Origin of the sequence: Streptomyces avicenniae (genome assembly GCF_000719135.1) — a bacterium.
GTDB classification, from domain to species: Bacteria; Actinomycetota; Actinomycetes; order Streptomycetales; family Streptomycetaceae; genus Streptomyces; species Streptomyces avicenniae.
This window is the reverse complement of sequence record NZ_JOEK01000005.1, coordinates 1-18,999: the sequence shown is the minus strand read 5'-3', so window position 1 is coordinate 18,999 and position 18,999 is coordinate 1. Positions and strand designations below refer to the sequence as shown.

At 74.6% G+C, this 18,999-nt stretch carries 21 protein-coding genes; 9 read left to right on the top strand and 12 right to left on the bottom strand.

Annotated features, from left to right (window positions below):
* Nucleotides 1–9: 9 nt before the first annotated feature.
* Both IF27_RS10020 and IF27_RS10015 read right to left on the bottom strand, forming a co-directional pair.
* Nucleotides 10–537, bottom strand: a complete 528-nt coding sequence (locus IF27_RS10020) for a hypothetical protein (protein ID WP_052849107.1) — start codon at nt 535–537, stop codon at nt 10–12.
* Between the two features lie 66 nt (nt 538–603).
* On the bottom strand, nt 604–1,161 hold the full coding sequence (locus IF27_RS10015; protein WP_190232893.1) for a hypothetical protein: 558 nt from the start codon (nt 1,159–1,161) through the stop codon (nt 604–606).
* A 162-nt stretch (nt 1,162–1,323) separates the two neighbouring features.
* On the opposite strand from IF27_RS10015, the gene IF27_RS10010 reads away from it, so the two are divergent.
* Nucleotides 1,324–2,385, top strand: coding sequence for a hypothetical protein (locus tag IF27_RS10010; protein WP_052849105.1), 1,062 nt, complete (start codon nt 1,324–1,326; stop codon nt 2,383–2,385).
* Here the strand turns inward: IF27_RS10010 and IF27_RS10005 are convergent.
* Nucleotides 2,369–2,836 carry a hypothetical protein gene (locus tag IF27_RS10005; RefSeq protein ID WP_052849104.1) on the bottom strand — a complete coding sequence of 156 codons (468 nt, stop codon included), beginning with the start codon at nt 2,834–2,836 and terminating at the stop codon, nt 2,369–2,371. The two genes, IF27_RS10010 and IF27_RS10005, sit on opposite strands and share 17 nt — an antisense overlap.
* A gap of 81 nt (nt 2,837–2,917) precedes the next feature.
* A complete protein-coding gene (locus IF27_RS10000) occupies nt 2,918–3,694 on the bottom strand; it encodes a TetR/AcrR family transcriptional regulator (RefSeq protein ID WP_052849103.1) in 777 nt (258 codons plus the stop codon).
* A 115-nt stretch (nt 3,695–3,809) separates the two neighbouring features.
* On the opposite strand from IF27_RS10000, the gene IF27_RS09995 reads away from it, so the two are divergent.
* Both IF27_RS09995 and IF27_RS09990 read left to right on the top strand, forming a co-directional pair.
* A complete protein-coding gene (locus tag IF27_RS09995) occupies nt 3,810–4,793 on the top strand; it encodes an ATP-binding cassette domain-containing protein (protein ID WP_052849102.1) in 984 nt (327 codons plus the stop codon).
* Nucleotides 4,790–5,581: an ABC transporter permease gene (locus tag IF27_RS09990; protein WP_052849101.1), complete on the top strand. Its 792-nt coding sequence runs from the start codon at nt 4,790–4,792 to the stop codon at nt 5,579–5,581. Before IF27_RS09995 ends, IF27_RS09990 begins: the two co-directional genes overlap by 4 nt.
* 55 nt (nt 5,582–5,636) lie before the next feature.
* Here the strand turns inward: IF27_RS09990 and IF27_RS09985 are convergent, their stop codons facing one another.
* Entirely contained in the window at nt 5,637–6,053 is a 417-nt protein-coding gene (locus tag IF27_RS09985) for a VOC family protein (protein WP_052849100.1), read from the bottom strand.
* 58 nt (nt 6,054–6,111) lie between these two features.
* Between IF27_RS09985 and IF27_RS09980 the strand changes: the two genes are divergently transcribed.
* Together IF27_RS09980 and IF27_RS09975 are read left to right on the top strand one after the other, a co-directional pair.
* The gene (locus IF27_RS09980; RefSeq protein WP_420821994.1) at nt 6,112–6,726 is read left to right on the top strand and encodes a TetR/AcrR family transcriptional regulator; all 615 of its coding nucleotides are present in this window, start codon (nt 6,112–6,114) and stop codon (nt 6,724–6,726) included.
* A 151-nt stretch (nt 6,727–6,877) separates the two neighbouring features.
* The gene (locus IF27_RS09975) at nt 6,878–7,429 is read left to right on the top strand and encodes an Asp23/Gls24 family envelope stress response protein (RefSeq protein WP_052849098.1); all 552 of its coding nucleotides are present in this window, start codon (nt 6,878–6,880) and stop codon (nt 7,427–7,429) included.
* 48 nt (nt 7,430–7,477) lie between these two features.
* On the opposite strand, the gene IF27_RS09970 is transcribed toward IF27_RS09975, so the two are convergent.
* Together IF27_RS09970 and IF27_RS09965 are read right to left on the bottom strand one after the other, a co-directional pair.
* The gene (locus tag IF27_RS09970) at nt 7,478–8,185 is read right to left on the bottom strand and encodes a LuxR C-terminal-related transcriptional regulator (protein WP_052849097.1); all 708 of its coding nucleotides are present in this window, start codon (nt 8,183–8,185) and stop codon (nt 7,478–7,480) included.
* Entirely contained in the window at nt 8,182–9,471 is a 1,290-nt protein-coding gene (locus tag IF27_RS09965) for an ATP-binding protein (RefSeq protein ID WP_052849096.1), read from the bottom strand. Before IF27_RS09965 ends, IF27_RS09970 begins: the two co-directional genes overlap by 4 nt.
* Nucleotides 9,472–9,592: 121 nt before the next feature.
* Between IF27_RS09965 and IF27_RS09960 the strand changes: the two genes are divergently transcribed.
* Nucleotides 9,593–10,951 carry a PspC domain-containing protein gene (locus IF27_RS09960; RefSeq protein ID WP_052849095.1) on the top strand — a complete coding sequence of 453 codons (1,359 nt, stop codon included), beginning with the start codon at nt 9,593–9,595 and terminating at the stop codon, nt 10,949–10,951.
* Nucleotides 10,948–11,235, top strand: coding sequence for a hypothetical protein (locus tag IF27_RS09955; protein WP_190232892.1), 288 nt, complete (start codon nt 10,948–10,950; stop codon nt 11,233–11,235). The genes IF27_RS09960 and IF27_RS09955 overlap by 4 nt, the downstream gene beginning before the upstream one ends.
* Here IF27_RS09955 and IF27_RS09950 read toward each other — a convergent pair.
* Both IF27_RS09950 and IF27_RS09945 read right to left on the bottom strand, forming a co-directional pair.
* On the bottom strand, nt 11,183–11,755 hold the full coding sequence (locus tag IF27_RS09950; protein ID WP_052849093.1) for a DoxX family protein: 573 nt from the start codon (nt 11,753–11,755) through the stop codon (nt 11,183–11,185). The two genes, IF27_RS09955 and IF27_RS09950, sit on opposite strands and share 53 nt — an antisense overlap.
* Before the next feature lie 36 nt (nt 11,756–11,791).
* Entirely contained in the window at nt 11,792–12,949 is a 1,158-nt protein-coding gene (locus tag IF27_RS09945; RefSeq protein ID WP_052849092.1) for a hypothetical protein, read from the bottom strand.
* 419 nt (nt 12,950–13,368) lie between these two features.
* Here IF27_RS09945 and IF27_RS09940 point away from each other — a divergent pair, with 419 nt between their 5' ends.
* Nucleotides 13,369–15,447: a glycosyl hydrolase family 28-related protein gene (locus tag IF27_RS09940; protein WP_052849091.1), complete on the top strand. Its 2,079-nt coding sequence runs from the start codon at nt 13,369–13,371 to the stop codon at nt 15,445–15,447.
* Nucleotides 15,448–15,649: 202 nt separating this feature from the next.
* Complete coding sequence (locus tag IF27_RS09935) at nt 15,650–16,096, top strand: anthrone oxygenase family protein (protein WP_052849090.1); 447 nt, start codon at nt 15,650–15,652, stop codon at nt 16,094–16,096.
* A gap of 45 nt (nt 16,097–16,141) precedes the next feature.
* Here IF27_RS09935 and IF27_RS32020 read toward each other — a convergent pair whose 3' ends face one another.
* From IF27_RS32020 to IF27_RS09925, 3 genes are all read right to left on the bottom strand, one after another.
* Nucleotides 16,142–16,369, bottom strand: a complete 228-nt coding sequence (locus tag IF27_RS32020; RefSeq protein WP_420821993.1) for a nuclear transport factor 2 family protein — start codon at nt 16,367–16,369, stop codon at nt 16,142–16,144.
* 155 nt (nt 16,370–16,524) lie between these two features.
* Nucleotides 16,525–17,604: a C40 family peptidase gene (locus tag IF27_RS09930; RefSeq protein WP_110945734.1), complete on the bottom strand. Its 1,080-nt coding sequence runs from the start codon at nt 17,602–17,604 to the stop codon at nt 16,525–16,527.
* A 139-nt stretch (nt 17,605–17,743) separates the two neighbouring features.
* The gene (locus tag IF27_RS09925; protein ID WP_110945733.1) at nt 17,744–18,535 is read right to left on the bottom strand and encodes a DsbA family protein; all 792 of its coding nucleotides are present in this window, start codon (nt 18,533–18,535) and stop codon (nt 17,744–17,746) included.
* Between the last annotated feature and the right edge of the window lie 464 nt (nt 18,536–18,999).

Below are 18,999 nucleotides of genomic sequence, written 5' to 3'. Positions count from 1 at the left end.
GGCGCGGAGTCAGGAAGCGGTCTTCCGGCCCAGGAAGACGGCCGAGCCGATCGCGAGCAGCGCGCCGACGAGGGCGATCCACACACCGAAGCCCGCCGACACCTCCACGAGGTCGAGCACCTCGTCTATCGCCTCGGAGGGGATGTCCTCGCCTTCGAGGTCCGCGCGGGCCGTACGGTCCGGGCTGACCACGTTGAGGATCACCACGAGCAGGGCGATGGCGGAGGGCGCCAGCGACGCCAGGACCAGGACGGCCTTGGCCCGCAGCAGCCCGACGACCAGCAGCGCGCCCGCGGCGAGGGCGAGGAGCAGCGTCCACAGCCCGTCGCCGTTGATGCCGCTGGAGGACTCGCTCTCCGTCGGGCCGAAGCCGCCGCCGTCGAGGGGCTCGACGGTGGACCAGGCGAGCAGGGAACCGAGGAGCAGGAGGAGCGGCCCGGCGACGCCGAGCAGCAGGGTGGTGCGGGCCGACCCCGGCGCGGCGCCCCCCGTGGGCGTCGCGCCGGGAGCGGCGGGGTACTGACCGTAGGAACTCATGGCGAGGAACCTAGAAAGCCCCGGGAAATGCCGCAACGCGCGTGCCCGTTTTGCGGCTCATCGGACTTACCTTTTCGCCAACTCTTCCTCGACGTGCCGCACTTCCTCCTCAACGGGAAGGAGCGCCCCCGCTTGGACGACCGTCCAGACCGCCGCGGCGACACTCACCAGCGCCGCCGCGAGGACCAGCCAGACGCCCGCCGCCGACCCGTGGTCGAGCAGCAGGCCGAAGATCTCCTGCTCCCCGTCCCCCGCCCTCCCCAGGACCTCACGGACGTAGATCCGCGCCGACCGGTCGGGCCCGAACGCGTTGAGCCCGCCGAGCCCCGCCGCGCCGACCGCGAGGAGCCCCGCGACCGCCGACAGCAGCGGCAGCCGGGCCACCGGCGTGCCCAGGAACAGCAGCAGCGCGCCCAGCGACAGCCACAGCGTCCACATCCCGTCCCCGTCGAGCCCGGCGATCTCCTGCTCGCCCCACATCGGATGGTTGACCGTGCCCCAGGTGAGCAGCGAGCCGACGACGGCGAGTGCCGCGCCCGCCGCGCCGATGCCAGGGGCCACCCAGGGCGCCACACGGCGCCGCGCCGTGCCGCCGGACCTTTGCCGTTGACCATGTCCGCTCATGAGGGGGACAGTAGGGAGCGCGAAGGGTGGCCGCAATGTCGCTGCCTGCGATGTCCCCATGATCACCAACGTCCCCCCGCGCGGGCCGGGTTCCCCGCCCCCCGGGCGTGCTCCCGGCAGGGGGACGCGCCGCACGGGCGCCGCTCCTGGCAGGCTTGGCCCATGCCGCCGACGCCGCGCCCCGCCGCCCTCGTCACCCTGGTGACCCTCGCCGTCCTCGCGCCGCTGCCCGTGGCGACGGCCGCAGGTCCCGCCGTGGCGGACGACGCCGCCCCCGAGGCGTTCACGCTCACCGATCCCCGGATCGTCGAGTCCAGCGGCCTCCAGGCCAGCAGGCAGCACCCCGGCGTCTACTGGACGCACAACGACAGCGACGACGCCGCCCTCCTCTACGCCGTGGACGGCGCCACGGGCGACACCGTCGCGACCGTCACGCTCGACGGCGTGGAGGCCCGCGACATCGAGGCCGTCTCCCTCGGCCCGGGCGACGAACTGTTCGTGGCCGACATCGGGGACAACTTCGACGGCGGCTGGAGCGAGGTGTGGATCTACCGCCTCCCCGAGCCCGCCGACCTCGCCGACGCGACGGTCACGCCGACCGTCAGCACCCTCACCTACGCGGACGGCCCGCGCGACGCCGAGGCCCTGATGGTCCACCCCGTCACCGGGCGGGTGTACGTCGCCAGCAAGAAGCAGGACGGCGGCGCGAAGCTCTACGCCGGGCCGGAGGAGCTGTCCACGAGCGGCGTGAACGTCTTCGAGCCCGTCGCCGACCTCGACCTGTGGGTGACGGACGGCGCGTTCTCGCCGGACGGCACGCGGCTGCTGCTGCGCGGCTACTTCGGCGCCGTCATGTACCGGTGGCACGACGACGGCGCGCCGGAGCCGCTCGACCAGCGCGTCGTGCCGCCCCTCCAGCAGCAGGGCGAGTCCGTGACGTTCACCCCGGACGGGCGGACGCTGATGTTCGGCAGCGAGGGCGAGGCCAGCGCCGTGGAACCGGTCGCCCTCGGCGGCGCGCTGCTGCCGGAGACCGTCCGCGAGCAGGCAGCCGAAGGCGACGCCGAAGGGGACGGCGGGACGGCCGCGCAGGACGGCGCGGCGGGGGAGGGGAGCGGGGACGACGACGGCGAGATCGCCCTGTCCACGCGCGCCGCCGTCGTGGTGGCCGCCGCGGTCCTCGCCGTCGTCCTGCTGCGGCGGCTCGTCACCCGGCGGCGCTGAGGTAGGGCCCCAGCACCGCGACGACCTCGTCCAGCGGCGGCGTGAGGCTGGCGTCGTCCGCCATCACGTAGCGCCCGTCGTGCACGAACGTGTAGTGGTACGCGTCCGGCGCGGGCGTGTCGTACGTCTGCGGCGGCAGGGCGGTGAACCCGCCGTCCTCCAGCAGCCCGGTCAGCGTCGCGAGGTCGCCGGGCGGCAGCGCGTCCTCCGCGACCTCGGCGCCCGTCCCGGCCACCGTCGTCAGCCCGCCGTCCGCCGCGACGGCCAGGAACACCCCGGGGCCGCCCGCCAGTCCGCCCGCGACGCTGACGGTCAGCAGCTCCGCCGCCGGCCCGGCGCCGGTCGGCGGCGCGCCGTCGTCACCCTCGCCGCCGCCGCCCGAGCCGCAGCCGGAGAGCAGGGCCGCCGCGAGCAGCGCCCCGGCGAGCGCGAGCCCGCGTCCTGACCCCATGTCCGCCGTCCCCCCGCCGTAGGCCGCCCCGCCGCACGGAACGTAACACCGCGCCCCCGTACGGCGGAACACGCGCGCCCGTCAGTCCGCGGCGCGGTCACCCGCCGCGCCGCCGCGCGCCGCGATGAGCGCCGCGCACCCGTCGAGCACCAGCGCGAGCCCGCAGCGCATCGACTCCTCGGCGCCCATGGCGAACGAGTCCTCCGCGAGCCCGAACACCTCCGGGTAACGGCCGGTCTCGTAGGCCGTCGCCATCAACGGGCCCTGCTGCTCCCAGAACTCCTCGTCGCTGACGCCGGTCTCGCGTCTCGCCTGCTCGCGCAGCACGTGGTAGCGGGCCATGCCGGTCACGTAGGAGTCCACGGTCATGATGAGCTGGACCTTCTCCTGGCCGCTCAGCCCGAGGCCGGTGAGCCCGGCGAGCGAGAACTCGAAGCCGAGCATCGCGTTCGGGCCGAGCAGCGGGCGCGACTGGTTGACCTGGAGCAGCCACGGGTGGTCGAGGTAGAGGCGGTAGGTGCCCTCGGCGATCAGCTCCATGATGGTGCGCCAGTCCTTGCCCCGGTGGTTCTCCGGGTCGTCCCCCGGGGCGTTCATGTGGTCGAGCATCAGGTCGAGCAGCTCGGCCTTGCCGGGGACGTAGCGGTAGAGCGACATGGTGCCGACGCCGAGTTCCGCCGCGACCTTGCGCATCGACAGCGCGCCGATGCCCTCCCGGTCGGCGAGCGCGACAGCGGCGGTCACGATGCCGTCCAGCGTCAGGCCCGGCCGCGGGCCGCGCGCGGCGGTCTCCCGGCCGTGCCACATCAGTTCGAGACTCCGGCTGATGTCGCCGCCGCCGCTGTGTACCGACTCCATGGTGCGCGCAGTCTAACGAACCCCCTCGCCACTGGGTACGCCGTACGCTACAGTGGCGTCCCATTGAGTACGCCGTACCCAGTCGGGGCGGCGGCCAGAAGGGGGCCCGATCCGCGTGCCAGTACCATCCGTCTCCGCGCGCCGAGGGGCGTCGGAGCACTCCGTCGTCGCCGAGGGGCTGACCAAGCGCTACGGCGACCGCCTCGCCGTGGACGGCCTCGACCTCGCCGTCAGGCGCGGCACCGTCCTCGGCCTGCTCGGGCCGAACGGCGCGGGCAAGACCACCACCGTCCGCATGCTCGCGACCCTGACCCGCCCCGACGGCGGCCGGGCCGAGGTCGGCGGCCATGACGTGCGGCGCGAACCCGCCCTCGTCCGCCGCCGCATAGGGCTCGCCGGGCAGCACCCGGCCGTGGACGAGATCGTGACGGCCCGGCAGAACCTGGTGCTGTTCGGCCGCCTGTTCCACCTCGGCCGCGCGGCGGCGCGGGCGCGGGCGGACGAGCTGATCGCCGCGTTCACGCTCCAGGAGGCCGCTGACCGGCAGGTCAAGGGCTTCAGCGGCGGCATGCGGCGCCGCCTCGACCTGGCGTGCAGCATGATCCTCGCGCCCGACGTGCTCTTCCTCGACGAGCCGACGACCGGCCTCGACCCGCGCGGGCGCGGCGAGGTCTGGGACGCCGTGCGCGGCCTCACCGCGACCGGCACCACCGTCATCCTCACCACGCACTACCTGGAGGAGGCCGACCGGCTCGCCGATCGCATCGCCGTCATCGACCACGGCCGCAAGATCACCGAGGACACCCCCGCCGGGCTCAAGCGCGCGGTCGGCGGCGCCCGCATCGAGGTCGTCGTCGCCGACCCGTCCTGGCTCCCGGCCGCGCGGCGGGCCGTCGCGCGCGTCGCGCGGGGCGAGGGGCCCGACACGGACGAGGAGGCGCTGCGCGTGCACGCCGCGGTGGACGACGAGGTGGCGGCGCTGACCGAGGTCGCCCGCACGCTCCAGGACGAGGGCACGCCCGTGGCCGACATCGGCCTGCGGCGCCCGACGCTCGACGAGGCGTTCCTACGCCTGACCGCCGCCGGAGGTGCCGCATGAGCGCGCTGTCCTGGGCGGTCGCCGACTGCCTCACCCTCGTGCGGCGCGAGCTGCTGCACATGTCCAGGCAGCCGTCCCTCCTCGCGTGGGGGCTCGGCTTCCCGATCGTCTCGGTCCTGCTGTTCGTCTACGTCTTCGGCAGCGCGATGGACGTCGGCGACGGCGCGGACTACGTCGCATACGCCATGCCGGGCATGTTCGCCATGACGATGGCCTTCGGCTTCACCAACACCGCCATGGTCATGGCGGTGGAGCGGGACCGGGGCGTGCTCGACCGGTTCCGCTCCATGCCCATGGCGCCCTCGGCCGTCGTGACCGGACGCGGCGTCGCCGACATCGCGCAGGCGACGCTCGACCTCGTGGTGATGGCGGTCATCGCCCTGGTCATCGGCTGGCGCTCGGACGGCGGGTTCCTCGCGACGCTGCACGCCTTCGGGCTGCTGGTGCTGCTGCGCTTCGCCCTGACCTGGGTGGGCGTCTGGCTCGGGCTGCTGGTGCCGAGCATCGAGGCGGCGGGCAACCTGTTCGCCGTCGCGTTCCCGCTCGGCATGGTCTCGTCGGTGTTCACCCCGCCGCACCTGATGCCCGACTGGCTCGGCTTCCTCGCGATGTGGAACCCGGTGTCCTCCACGGCGGGGGCGGTCCGCGAGCTGTTCGGCAACCCGGCGCCCGCCGGTGACAGCTGGATCGAGCAGAACGCGCTGCTGATGGCGCACGTGTGGCCCGTGCTCGTGACGGCGGTCTTCCTCGCGCTGGCCCTGCGCCGCTACCGGGCGCTGAGCGACTGACCGGCGCCGCCTCCCCGGTGACCCCAGGTCCCGCCCCGGCCCGCCCGGGGCGGGATCAGGCGCCCGTGTACTGCGCCGCGAAGTCGGCCGAGGGGGCGATCGGCGTGATCACGTCGATCAGCACGCCGTTCGGGTCGGGCACGATGAAGTGCCGCTGCCCGAAGTCCTCGTCGCGCAGGGCCAGTACGGGCCGCAGCCCCTCGCGGGTGACGAGCCGCTCCCACTCCGCGTCCACGTCGGCCACCTCGACGTTGAGCAGCAGGCCGCGCGCCGGGACGCGGTAGCCCTCGGGGACGGTCGGGTGGGTGGGGTCGAGCAGGGCCAGCTCGAAGCGCGGGTCCGCCGTGTGCCGGAGGCTGACGTACCAGTCGGCCTCGAACGTCGTCTCGAAGCCGAGCAGCCGCGTGTAGAAGTCGTGGGACTCCGCGACGTCGGTGGTGCCGATCACGGGATAGAAACCGGTCAGTCGCATGGCGATCACCTTTCACATACCATCGGTATGTGAGCGAGAGTATTCACGTACCGTCGGTATGTCAAAGTGGGGTGGGCTGATGCGGGCGGACGGCATCAGGGGGCGGCAGCGCGAACGGACCCGCCGGGTGCTGCTGCGCGAGGGCAGACGCCTGTTCGCGGAGCGCGGCTACGCCGAGGTGAGCCTCGCCGGGATCACCGAGGCCGCCGGGGTCACCAAGGGCGCGCTCTACCACCACTTCGCCGGGAAGGCCGAGCTGTTCCGCGCCGTCCTGGCGGGCGTGCAGGACGAGGTCGGCCGCCGGGTCGCCGCCGTCGCCGACCAGCACGCCGACCTGTGGGACCGGCTCGTCGCGGGCTGCGAGGAGTTCCTCACCGCGACCGCCGACCCCGAGGTCCAGCGGATCATGCTCGTGGACGGCCCCGCCGTCCTCGGCTGGAACGAGTGGCGCGCCATGGACCGCGAGGCGTCCGCCCGGCACCTGGAGGACGCCCTCACCGACCTCGTACGCGAGGGCGTCGTCCCGCCGCAGCCCGTCGCGCCCCTCGTGCACCTGCTGTCGGGCGCCATGAACGAGGCCGCGCTGTGGCTCGCGTCCTCCGACGGGCCGGGCGACCTCGCCGACGCGCGGGCCGCCCTGCGGCGCCTCCTCGGCTTCGTGCGCGCCGGATGACGGGAAGGGAGGACCCGCCGCGGTGATCCGCGCCCGTACGGGGAAGGCGTCCGGCGCGGGGATCGCGAGGACCGCGCGCATACGGAACAATTCGGCGTGCCGCGTGATGCCTGGCGGACCGGGCACGGCGAGTGAGGGGTGTGAGGCAGCGATGGACACGACGAGGGCGGCGTTCCCCGCGGACGGGACCGAGGGCGTGGAGACGAGCGGCGCACAGGTGCCGCCAGGGCGTACGGAGAGCCCCGCGGGCGCGGGCGTCCCGCCGGGCGCCGAGGGCGCCACCACCGTCACCGACGGCGGCAGCGGTCCCGAGGAACCGGCCGCCACCCGCGGCCAGACGTCCATCGCCGACGGAGTGGTGGAGAAGATCGCCGGCATGGCGGCGGCCGAGGTCACCGGCGTCCACTCCCTCGGCGGCGGCGGCCTGGCGCGCGCCCTGGGCGCGGCCCGCGACCGCGTCCCCGGCGGGCGCTCCAACGTCGCGCGCGGCGTCCACGCCGAGGTCGGCCAGCGCCAGACGGCCATCGACCTCGACGTCGTCGTGGAGTACGGCGTGCCGATCCCCGAGGTGGCCGCCGAGATCCGCGAGAACGTCATCACGGCGCTCGAACGCATGACCGGCCTCGAAGTCGTCGAGGTCAACGTCGCGGTGGGCGACGTCCACCTCCCGGACGACGGCCCGGCCGACACCCGCCTCGTCTGACACGCACCCCCGCGGGCCCGGCGCTCCGGGCCCGCGCGGGCGTCACGCTCAGACCAGACGGCGCGCCGTCGCCCAGCGGGTCAGCTCGTGCCGGTTCGACAACTGGAGCTTGCGCAGCACGGCCGAGACGTGGCTCTCCACCGTCTTCACCGAGATGAACAGCTCCTTGCCGACCTCCTTGTACGCGTAGCCCCGCGCGATCAGCCGCAGCACCTCGCGCTCCCGCTGCGTCAGCCGGTCCAGGTCCTCGTCCACCGGCGTCGCGTCCGACGACGCGAACGCGTCCAGCACGAACCCCGCCAGCCGCGGCGAGAACACCGCGTCCCCGTCCGCCACCTGGAAGATCGCCCCCACCAGATCGGGCCCGGTGATCGTCTTCGTCACATAGCCGCGCGCCCCGCCCCTGATGACGCCTATGACGTCCTCCGCCGCGTCCGAGACCGACAGCGCGAGGAACCGCACCGGCCGCTCCGGCGCCGAGATCAACTCCGCGCTCCGCCGCAGCACCTCCACCCCGCCGCCACCCGGCAGGTGCACGTCCAGCAGCACGACGTCAGGACGCGCCGCCTTGATCGCGGCGACCGCCTGATCCACGTCACCCGCCTCGCCGACCACCTCGACGCCCGTCTCCTCGGTGCGGCCGATCTCCGCCTGCACCCCGGCCCGGAACATCCGGTGGTCATCGACCAGGACCACCCGCGCCCTGCGTCCCTCGCCCGCCCCGGCGCCCGCCGCGCCGACAGGAGTGTCCGTCATGCCGATCGCTCCATCGCCCGCTCCATCGTCAGTTCCACCTCGGTCCCCTCGCCGGGAGCCGACCGCACCCGGGCCGACCCGCCGTGACGCTGCATACGCCCGATGACGGACTCCCGCACACCCATCCGGTCCGCCGGGATCGCGTCCACGTCGAACCCCGGGCCCCGGTCGCGGACCGACAGGAAGACGGTACGCCCCTCCACCTCCGCGAAGACCTGCACAGGACCGCCCTCGCCACCGTACTTGGCGGCGTTCACCATCGCCTCACGCCCGGCCTGCAACTGCGCCGCCAGCCCCTCGTCCACCGGGCAGTCCCCCACGCAGACCACCTCGATCGGCACCCCGTGATGGTCCTCGACCTCCGCGACCGTCGCCCGCACCGCCTCGGCGAACGTACGGTCCGTCTCCTCCTCCGGCTCCGCCGCCCGCCCCGGCTGCTCCGCCGACTTGTACAACCACGCCCGCAGGTCACGCTCCTGCGCCCGCGCCAGCCTGGCGACCTCACGCGGCTTCTCCGCGTTGCGCTGGATCAGCGTCAGCGTGTGCAGCACCGAGTCATGGATGTGCGCGGCCACCTCGGCGCGCTCCTGCGCCCTGATGCGCAGCGTCCGCTCGTCCGACAGGTCCTGCACCATCCGCACCACGTACGGGCCGACGAGCAGCGCGATCCCGACGACCATCGCCACCGACGCCTGGAGCACGATGCTCAGCGCCTCCGCCGACACCCCCTGCCCCACCACGAACGCCGCGACCCCCAGGCACACCAGCACCGCGCCCGCCGCGCTGCGCAGCAGCGGCAGCCAGCGGCTGTCGCGCGTCGCCGCCGCCCACTGCGCGCGCCGTGCGTTGTCCGCCTGCCGCCACACGACGGCCGCGCCGATGCCGCCCACGAGCAGCGGCCACATGTACTGCGGCTGGATCGGGAAATGCAGGTTGACGCCCAGCGCGCCCAGCGCCGCGACGGCCACCACCAGCGCCATCAGCTGCTGCTTGTCGTGGTGGTGCAGCAGCCGCAGACGCGACAGCCCGGTCGGCGGCGGCGGCACCGGCCGCACCGGCGTGCCCAGCGGGACGACGAACCAGAAGATCCCGTACAGCGGCACGCCCAGACCGTTCGCCATCACCAGCGCGAAGAACGTCAGCCGCACCCAGGACACCGGCACCCCCAGGTGACCGGCCAGCCCCTGGGCCACGCCGCCCAGCCAGCGGCCCTCCACGACGCGGTAGAGCTTGCGCACGGCCGCGTCGTCGTCCGCCGTGCCCGGCGCTGCGGTGGGGGTCGTCATACCCCGATCGTCACACGAACGGCCCACCGGGGGCATCAGGGGTGTCCCCGGCGCCGGACTCAGGGACGGATCGGGGGCGCCCCGGATTCCGCACGCGTCCGCCGCCCGCGACCATGGGGGTATGAGCGAGCGCACCACCGGCGGCCCGGCCGGGGAATCGACGACCGCACGCGTACGGCGCGAGTGGACGCGCCTGACGCGCAGCAGGCGCCACAAGGTCGTCGGCGGTGTCTGCGGCGGCCTGGCCAGGCACTTCAGGCTCGACCCGGTGATCCTGCGGGTGCCGCTCGCGCTGCTGTCGGTCGTCGGCGGCCTCGGCCTCGTCGCGTACGGCCTGGCCTGGCTCCTCATCCCCTTCGAGCGCGAGGAGGAGAACGAGGGCCGCCGCCTGCTGTCCGGCCGCGTCGAGGGCCCTGGGCTGACCGCGCTCCTCATGATCCTGGCCGGATGCGGCCTGCTGCTCGCGGCCCTGGCGGACACCGGCGAGGTCGTGTGGTTCTCCGTCCTCGTCTTCGCGTCGATGGCCGCCGCCGCCCACTGGGCCAGGGTCCGGGACGTGCGGGGCGGCGCGGCGGGGGAGCCGGGCGACCCGGTCGTCGCGCAGGCCGCCGCCGAGGCGCCCCCCGAGGCGAAGGCCCCGCCGCCCGCCGCGCCCTCGTGGTGGCGTGACACGACGGCGGACGGCAGGAGCGGCCAGGGCTACCTGTGGGGGCCCGCCGACCACGTGCCGGGCGCGCGCGCCGAGCTGCCCCGGCAGCCCGAGCACGTCCTGGCGCCGCGCGAGAGCGTCCCGCCGCCGTGCCCGGCGGAGAGCCCGCACCGCGAGTTCCGCCTCGGCGTCCTGGTGACGCTCCTCGCCCTGTGCGCGGCGGTCGCGGGCACCGCGCTCGCCTGGGAGGGCGAGCCGCTGGGCACGGCCCTCGTCGTCGGCCTCACGGCGGCGCTCGCCGTGTTCGGCGCGGGCCTGGTGATCAGCGCGTTCGCCGGGCGCGTCGGCGGCGGCACGGTGTTCATGACGGCCGTCACGGCGCTGATGCTGGGCGGCGCCGCCGCGCTGCCCGACACCATCTCGACCGGCTGGTCCGAGCCCGTGTGGCGCGTCGAGTCGGCGGACGCGCTGCGGCCCGCGTACTCCCTCGGCACCGGCGACGCGCGGCTCAACCTGACGGCCCTCGACCTCGCCGCCGACGAGCGCGTCACCACCTCGGTCGAGGCGGGCGCCGGGCAGGTCACGGTGCTGGTGCCGCCCGACGTCACCGTCGAGGTCCACGCCGAGATCGACGTCGGCGCGTTCAGCTACGACCCGCTCGGCACCGTGGACGACGGCGGCCCCGTCCGCTCGTTCGGCGGCGTCAGCCAGGAACGGACCGTCACCTACGGGCCGCAGGACGGCGACGCGGCGGGCGGCACCGTCGAGCTGCGTCTCGACATGGGCATCGGGCACCTCGCGGTGCGGCGTGCCGTGGAGGCGACCTCATGAGCGGCGGAGTGCGGCGGCACCGGTTCGAGCCCTGGCGGCTGGTGCTCGGCCTGACGATGATCGGGATCGCGATCGTCCATGTCGTGCGGTTGCAGGGCGACGGGGACGGCGTGCCGCTGATCGCGGTGTTCGTGCTGGCTCCCGCCGCGCTGCTGGTGAGCGGGGCCGTGGCCGCCGTGACGTTCACGGCCCGGCGTGCGGCGCGCGCGTGGCGCGTACGGCGCGGGTGGGTCAGCTCGGACGGGCGAACAGACGGCGGCTCCGCCGGTCCTGGCGGCGGGTGAGGGCCGGGCCGAGGGCGTGCGTCCCTGCGCCGGTCAGCAGCAGCGTCACGAAACCGAGCGCGTACGGCAGGTCGTGCCCGAAGTAGAACGGGTCGGCGTGCCAGCCCGTCGTCAGCCAGAAGGCCAGCGTCAGCAGCGCGCCGCCCGCCGCCGCCCAGCGCGTCAGCATCCCGAGGAGGACGGCCGCGCCGATCGCGATCTCGGCGCTGCCCACACAGGCGGCGAACAGCTCGGGCCGGTCGAGCAGCAGGTCGGACAGCCGCGGCAGGGCCGCGTTCTCCCGGGTGACCGCCACCAGCCGCTCGACGGCGCCCGCGTTCATCGTGCCGCTGAAGGGGCGCGCGTCCGAGAACTTGTCGATCCCCGCGTACAGGAACGTCACTCCCAGGAAGACGCGCAGGGGCAGCGGGGCGAACCGCGCGGTGCTCTCCCTGGCCGCCTCCTGCCGCCCGGGCACGGGCACACCCGACAGGCGGGTGTGGACGGGGGGCGGGCCACCGATGCGGGGCGTGACTGACATGGCCGGGAACCTTCCGTGGGGCGTCCGTGAGGGCGGTCAGTCTGCCACGGTGATCACATAGCGTCCCGACTCCGTTCCGGCCGCCGTGATCACCTGGACCTCAACGGCGCCCGGGTCAAGCTCCACCGGGACCGGCACCCGCAACCGCGTATCACCCGGATTGCTGAACCCGCCCGTGACCGGCACGAGGGGGACGGGCACCTCCACCCCGCCGATCCGCACCACCGTCTCCGCCAGCCGGTCGGGCGCCGCCGCGCCCGCGGGCACGAAGCCCGAGCCGCGGATCTCCAGCTCGTCACCGTGCCGGATGGGCGCGTGCAGGTCGCCCGCCTCGCGCACCCGCACGATCGACTGGATCACCGGGCGCCCGCCCTCGGTGTACCTCGCCGCGACGTACGCCAGCGCCGACGCCACGCCGAGCAGCACCAACGGCCACGGCACGGCCGGGAGGCGCCCCGGCTCGCGCGCGAACGCCGCCGCCGTCCACAGCAGCCCGGTCGCGCCGACCGCCACGTACTGCCCGGCGGTGAAACTGCCCCGCCCGCCGTCGTCCGTCAGCAGATCGGCGGCGCGCGGGCGGTCCGCGCGGACCTTCTGCATCCGGAAGCCGCGTACGCGCGTCGCCACCGTGTGCCGCGTCCACACCGTCACCGCCAGCGCGACGGCCACGGACGCCAGCAGCCCGGCACCGTCCCCGAACCCCGCCCCGCCGCCGGTCAGGGCCACGGCGAGCGCGCCGTGGCACGTCACCAGCAGCCAGGCGGCGGCGACCGCCCGCGAGGTGGACAGCCGGTTGTCGTCACCGATCAGCGGCGCCAGCACCCCGCCGCGCGTCCCGCGCCGCAGCGCCGCGTACGCCACGGCGGCGCCCGGCGGGACGAGGGCGACCAGCGCCGCCGTCCGCCCGGCGGGCCAGCCGTCGCCCAGCAGCAGCGCCGCGACCGGCTGGGCCACGGCGAGGAGCGCCAGCAGCGCGCCGATGCCCCAGGCCGCCCGGCCGCCGAGCCGCGCGAGCCGGGCGGCGTCCCCGGCACGGTCGCGGGCCGCGGCGTCGCGGGCGGCGCGGCTCAGCTCGTCCGACACCCACTGCCGTGACGCCTCGGGCGAGTACGCCAGGGCCTCCGGTATCCCGCGGCCCGCCGCGAACTCGTCCCGCAGCCGCGCGAACTCCTGTGCCGCTCCCTCCCCGCTCACGACACTCCCGGCTCCTCCCGCGTACGGCGACGCACTCTGCCGCCGATCCCTGGTGACCGGCGGCCTCTGATGGGGGGATTGTGCCCTACGGAACGGGAGTGGCGGCGGTTTCCGGGCAACGGGCCGACGGGGCGGGGGACTTGCCCGCGGGCGCCGGGGCGCGGGGCGGCGCGCCCGCGGGGACGCGTCGGCGCGCGGGCGTGCCCCCGGCGTCCGTTGCTGCCGTGAACGGTCCCGGCAACGGGAGCGGCTTCCCGGTAATTGCGCGTGTCAGTCGGCTTTTTGCGTGGTGCTGCGCAGGTTATTGCTCGCCCGGGGGATCGGTGGTTGAGTGTGCGCCACTTCCCACCCCCCTCCATCCCCCGGCCGGGACCAGCCGCCCGCCGTCGCCCGTTCCCGAGAGAAAGAACAGGTCAACGATGACAGGCACGCGCGAACGGCCCTCCGCCGCGCCACCCACCCGCCGACGCCGGGCCGAGGCCCTCCTCGCCGCCGTCACGTCCCTAGCGCTGCTCGGCAGCGGAGCGGGTACCGCCCTCGCGAGCGGCGGTAACGGCTCGGCCCCCGCCCCCGTGGTGACCCGCGCCGCCCTCGACCCCGCCCTCGTCACCGGACGCGGCGCCGACGTCCCCTTCCTGGAGCAGGAGGCCGAGAACGCCGCCACCACCGGCACCGTCCTCGCCCCGGACCGCACCCCCTACACCCTCCCGTCCGAGGCGTCAGGACGCTCCGCCGTCAGCCTCGCCCCCGGCCAGTACGTCGAGTTCACCCTCCCCGAGGCCGCCAACGCCGTCACCGTGCGCTACAGCATCCCCGACGCCGCGGACGGCGGCGGCATCACCGCCCCGCTCGACGTCACCGTCCGCCGCGACGGCTCCCGCGTCGGCCCCGCACGCCACCTGACCCTCACCTCCGAGTACTCCTGGCTCTACAACCAGTACCCCTTCACCAACGACCCCCAGGCCGACCTGCTCCACCCCGACTGGTGGCTCACCGAATGCGACTGCGTCCCGGCCGCCACCGACCCCGCCCCCGTCATCGAGAAGCCGTTCCGCCCCACCCACATGTACGACGAGCAGCGCCTCCTGCTCGGCCGCACCTACCAGGCGGGCGACACCGTACGGCTCACCGCGCCGCCCGGGACCAACGCCGAGTGGACCGTCATCGACCTCATCGACACCGAGAAGGTCGCACCCCCGCGCTTCCTCCTGCGCGCCGCCAACGTCCTCGCCTTCGGCGCCGACCCCACCGGGCGACGTGACGCCGCCCCCGCCATCGAGCGCGCCATCGCCTTCGCCCAGCGCGCCGACCTGCCGGTCTACCTCCCGCCAGGCGTCTTCAAGGTCAACCGGCACATCGTCGTGGACGACGTGACGATCCGCGGCGCGGGCAACTGGTACACCATCATCCGCGGCGAGGAGGTGCCGCTGGACGAGCCGCTGCCCGACGGCTCCACGCACACCGGCGTCGGCTTCTACGGCCGCTACGCCGAGGACGGCGGCAGCAGCGACGTGCACCTGGCCGACTTCGCCATCGAGGGCGACGTCGCCGAGCGCATCGACACCGACCAGGTCAACGCCATCGGCGGCGTGCTCAACGACTCCACCGTCCGCCGTCTGTACCTCACCCACACCAAGGTCGGCCTGTGGTTCGACGGGCCGATGGACAACTTCCTTCTCGAGGACACGGTCATCGTCAACCAGATCGCCGACGCCCTCAACTTCCACCGGGGCGTGACCGATTCGGTGGCGCGCGGCAACTTCGTCCGCAACACGGGTGACGACGGCCTCGCCATGTGGTCGGAGCCGGGCAACACCAACGCGCGCAACTCGTTCGTCCGCAACACCGTCCAGAGCCCCACCCTGGCCAACGGCATCGCGATCTACGGCGGCACCGACATCACCGTCGAGGGCAACCTCGTCGCCGACCCCGTCCGCGAGGGCTCCGGGCTGCACGCGGGCTCCCGCTTCGGCGCCGACCCGTTCGGCGGGCGGCTCGCGTTCACCGACAACACGGTGGTGCGCGGCGGCACGCTCGACCTGAACTGGGACATCGGCCTCGGCGCCATCTGGTTCTACGCGCTGGAGCGCGACATCGACGCGGACATCCGCGTCACCGGGGACCACTACCTCGACTCGACGTACAACGCGATCATGCTGGTGACCGAGTTCGCGCAGCGCAACGAGCACAGCATCGAGAACGCGCACTTCCGTGACATCCGTGTGGACGGCACGGGCACCTCGGTCCTGAGCGCGCGGACGGCGGGCTCGGCGACGTTCGAGAACGTGGACGCGCGCCATGTCGGCGCGGTCGGCATCAACAACTGCGGGGCGTTCAACTTCCCGGCCACGGGCTCGGAGTTCAGCGTCCTGGACGGTGGCGGGAACGACGGTGGCGGCACCACGGGGCCGTGGTTCGGCGCCTGGCAGCTGCCGAACACCCTCACGTGCGACGACCGTCCCCCGGTGGTGGCGCCCCCGGCGCCTTCCCCCTGGTGACGCGCCCGCCGACGGCCACCCGGTGACCGTCGGCGCCTCCTGAACGGCCTCCGCGGCCGGGGTGCCCGCCCCGGCCGCGGAGGCGTTCCCGGCGCGCCGCCACGACAGTTTCCTAGCGCCGCTAGACAAGCGAGCGATGCAACGGTTAGCATCGCATCAATATCTAGCGGCGCTAGAAGTGCCGGGACTCGGAGGAATCGACATGCAGGACGCACTGGCCGTCGCCACCGTCGTGATCGTCGGCGTGATGGTGGGCGTGGAATTCGCGGTGGCCTTCTTCGTCAACCCGATCTTCGACCGGCTCCCGAACGACGGCGGCCTCGACGCCCGCACCGACGGCGCCCGCGTCCTCGGCAAGGTGATGCCCTTCTGGTACATCGGCTCCGTCGTGCTCGGCGCCGCCGTCACCGCACTGACCTGGGGCGACGCCGGGGCCCGCGCCTTCGGGACCGCGACCGCCCTCCTCGTCCTCAGCGTGCTGCTGTCGATCACCCTGCTCGTCCCCATCAACTCCCGCGTCGCCCGCTGGACCCGCGAGAGCCTGCCCGCCGACTGGAAGCAGCAGATGCGCCGCTGGGACCGGTTCCACTTCGTCCGCGTCGCCCTCCTCATAGCCGCCCTCGCCCTGATGGTGATCGGCGTCAGGTAGGACCGGGCCGGTGGTCCGGGCGGGGCGGGGCGGGGCGTCGGACGCCTACGCCCCGCAGGCGTCGGCGATCGCCACGCTGTCCCAGGAGAACGGCCGCACCTCCACGATCCGGCCGTCCCGCACGGTGAGCGCCCCAAGGACCGGGAGGACCGGCTCACGCCCCGTCGCGCGGGCACGGGCCCTGACCCGCGTGAGCACCACCGCCGTCGCGCCCGTCCCAAGGAACTCCGCTCCAGCAGCTCGAACCACTCCATCCCCGCATGACCGCGCCACATACCCCCGTAGGGCAGCGCTTCGGCCCGATGCGGGACCCCCGGGGCGGGAAGAAGGGCACGAGCCCGTCGAACGCCGCCAGACCCCGACCCCGACCCCGTCCACGCCGACGGCCGCCGGACACCGCGCTCCGCCACCTCCGCCCGGGCAGCGCGCTACGCGGGACGCGTCGCGGCCACCAGCGGCATCGAGTCCACCGGCGCCAACCGCACCGGGGTGCCCGACCGCGCCGCGTGGATGATCTGCCCCTCACCCACATAGATGCCCACGTGACTGAGCCCCGAGTAGTAGAAGACCAGATCGCCCGGCGCCAACTGCTCCCGCGAGACCCGCGCCCCCACACCCACCTGGCTGTAACTCGTACGCGGCAGCGAGACGCCCGCCGCCCGCCAGGCGGCCTGCGTCAGGCCCGAGCAGTCGTACGCGTCAGGACCCGTCGCGCCCCAGCCGTACGGCTTGCCCAACTGCGCGTAGGCGAACCCCACGGCCGCCGCCGCGCGTGCACTGGGCGACGCCTCCCGCGCGGCGGACGCACCGAGCGGCGCGGCGCCCGTCTCCCCGCCCCCACCCCCACCACTCGCGGCGACCGGGGAGGACTCCTCGGCCAGCGTGGCCGCCCGCTCCGCCTCGGTCAGCCCGGCGAGCAGGTCCTCGGCCTCGGCGAGCCTGCGCTCGATCGTCGCCTGCTGCTCCTCCGCCTCGGCGAGGGCGTCGGTCAGCACCAGAGCCGTCTCCTCGGCCTCCGCCTGGAGGCGGTGGACGGCCAGCAGCTCGTTGTTCAGCGTCGTGATCGCGTCCGCCTGGCGGGTGCCCGCCCGGTCGAGCGCGGCGGCCCGCTCCAGGTACTCCTCCGGATCGGACGCCAGCGCGAGCTGCACGGACGGCGGCAGCCCCGACGCCCGGTACGCGGCCCGCGCCTGCGAACCGAGGCCACGGCGCACGGCGTTCAGGTCGTCGGTGCGCCGCGCCGCCTGGTCGCGCAGCCGGTCCAGCTCCTCCTCGGCGTCCGCGGCGGTCTCCGTCGCCGCGTTGTACGCCTCGGTGGCCTCCTCGGCCTCGTGGTGCAGCTCGTCCACCTGCTGCCGCACCTCGGCGACACTCGGCTCCGGCGCCGCGACCGCCGCGCCCCCCACGGCGAGCGGCGCGCCGGCCAGGGTGAGGGTCGCCGCCGCCGTACGCAGCGGCGCCGTCCGGTGGGCGCCGGCGCCCCACCGTCTCCTCCGATGTTGAGCCATGGCCCGGAACGCTAAACCGTGACGAGGCGGGCGCTTGACCGTCCGACCGGGATTGGTGGCAATCCCGCAGGCAGTGGCGGAACGCGATCAGCGCGGTGACATATCGTCGGTCGATTGTGACAGCTTGTGGCCGACCTGGTCAGCCCGTCGCCGCCTCGTACGCCTGGTCGAGCACCGAGCGGAACGCGTCGGGATCCTGCGCGCTGGTCACGAACCGGCCGTTCACGAGGAACTGCGGCACCTGCGTCACCCCGGCCGACAGCGCCTCCTCGGAGTCCCGGCCCACCGCCTCGCCCGCCGCCGTCGAGTCCAGATCGCGGCGGAACGTGTCAAGGTCGGGCACCCCCGCCTCCTCCGCCAGCGCCAGCGCCCCCTCGTCGGAGAACCGGCCGCTGTCCATGTCGAACTCCTCGCCGAGCGCCGCCGCGTAGAACTCCCAGAAACGGCCCTGCTGCCCCGCCGCCCACGCCGCGCGGGCCGCCGCGTCCGACTCGGGGCCGTAGATCGGGAAATTGCGGAACTCGATGCGGACCTTCCCCGAGTCCACGTACTCGTCCACCAGCTCCGGGTGCAACTCCCGCGCGTGGATGCCGCAGTAGGCGCACTGGAAGTCGAGGAACTCGACGAGCACCACCGGCGCGTCCACGTCCCCGAGCGCCAACGGGTCGTCCGGGTCGCGATGCGCGACGTCGGCCAGCGCCGGGTTCCCGAACGGCTCGCCGTCGTCGCCCTCGCTCCCGCCCGCGCCGCCGAGCGCGGCGAGCACGCCCGCGCCCAGCGCGCACACCAGCAGCACGACGATCACGACCACCCAGGGGCGCCGCCGGTCGGCGCTCCGCGAGGGCGCGCGCCCCTGGCCTGACGGCCGACCGCCGCCGCGCTGCGGCGTCCTGCCGGGCTTCTGGGGCTTCCTGGTACGCGACACGGGCATGGGCCCAAGCGTAGGCGGAGCCTCCACACACCCAGAACCGGCGGTGCCACAACCCGGCGCACGCCCCCGCGCCGACCACCGGACACCCCGCCGCCCACCACTCTTCCCACCACGCCAGCACCCCCGCACCTCGCACCGACACACGGGCGCGCGGCCCGAGGCACGCCCGCGCCTCCCTCACGTCCGACGCCTCACCGCGCCCACCACCCCCGCCCCCGCCCGGGTGCGCCACTCGCCGGACGATCCACCGGCCTCCGGCCCCACACCCCTCAGCCCGCCCCTCCGGCACACCGCAATCACCCACCGCCCCCACGCCTCGCCCGCACCCCACCCCACCCGCCGCTCAACACGTTCTTCCCGCGGCCTCGTCACCCGGGCCCCGTGGGGCGAGTGGGGCGAGTCCATCCCCATCTGCCGCTCGACAAGTGCTTCCGGTTCTCCCCCTCCCCCCCCCGCCCCCACCC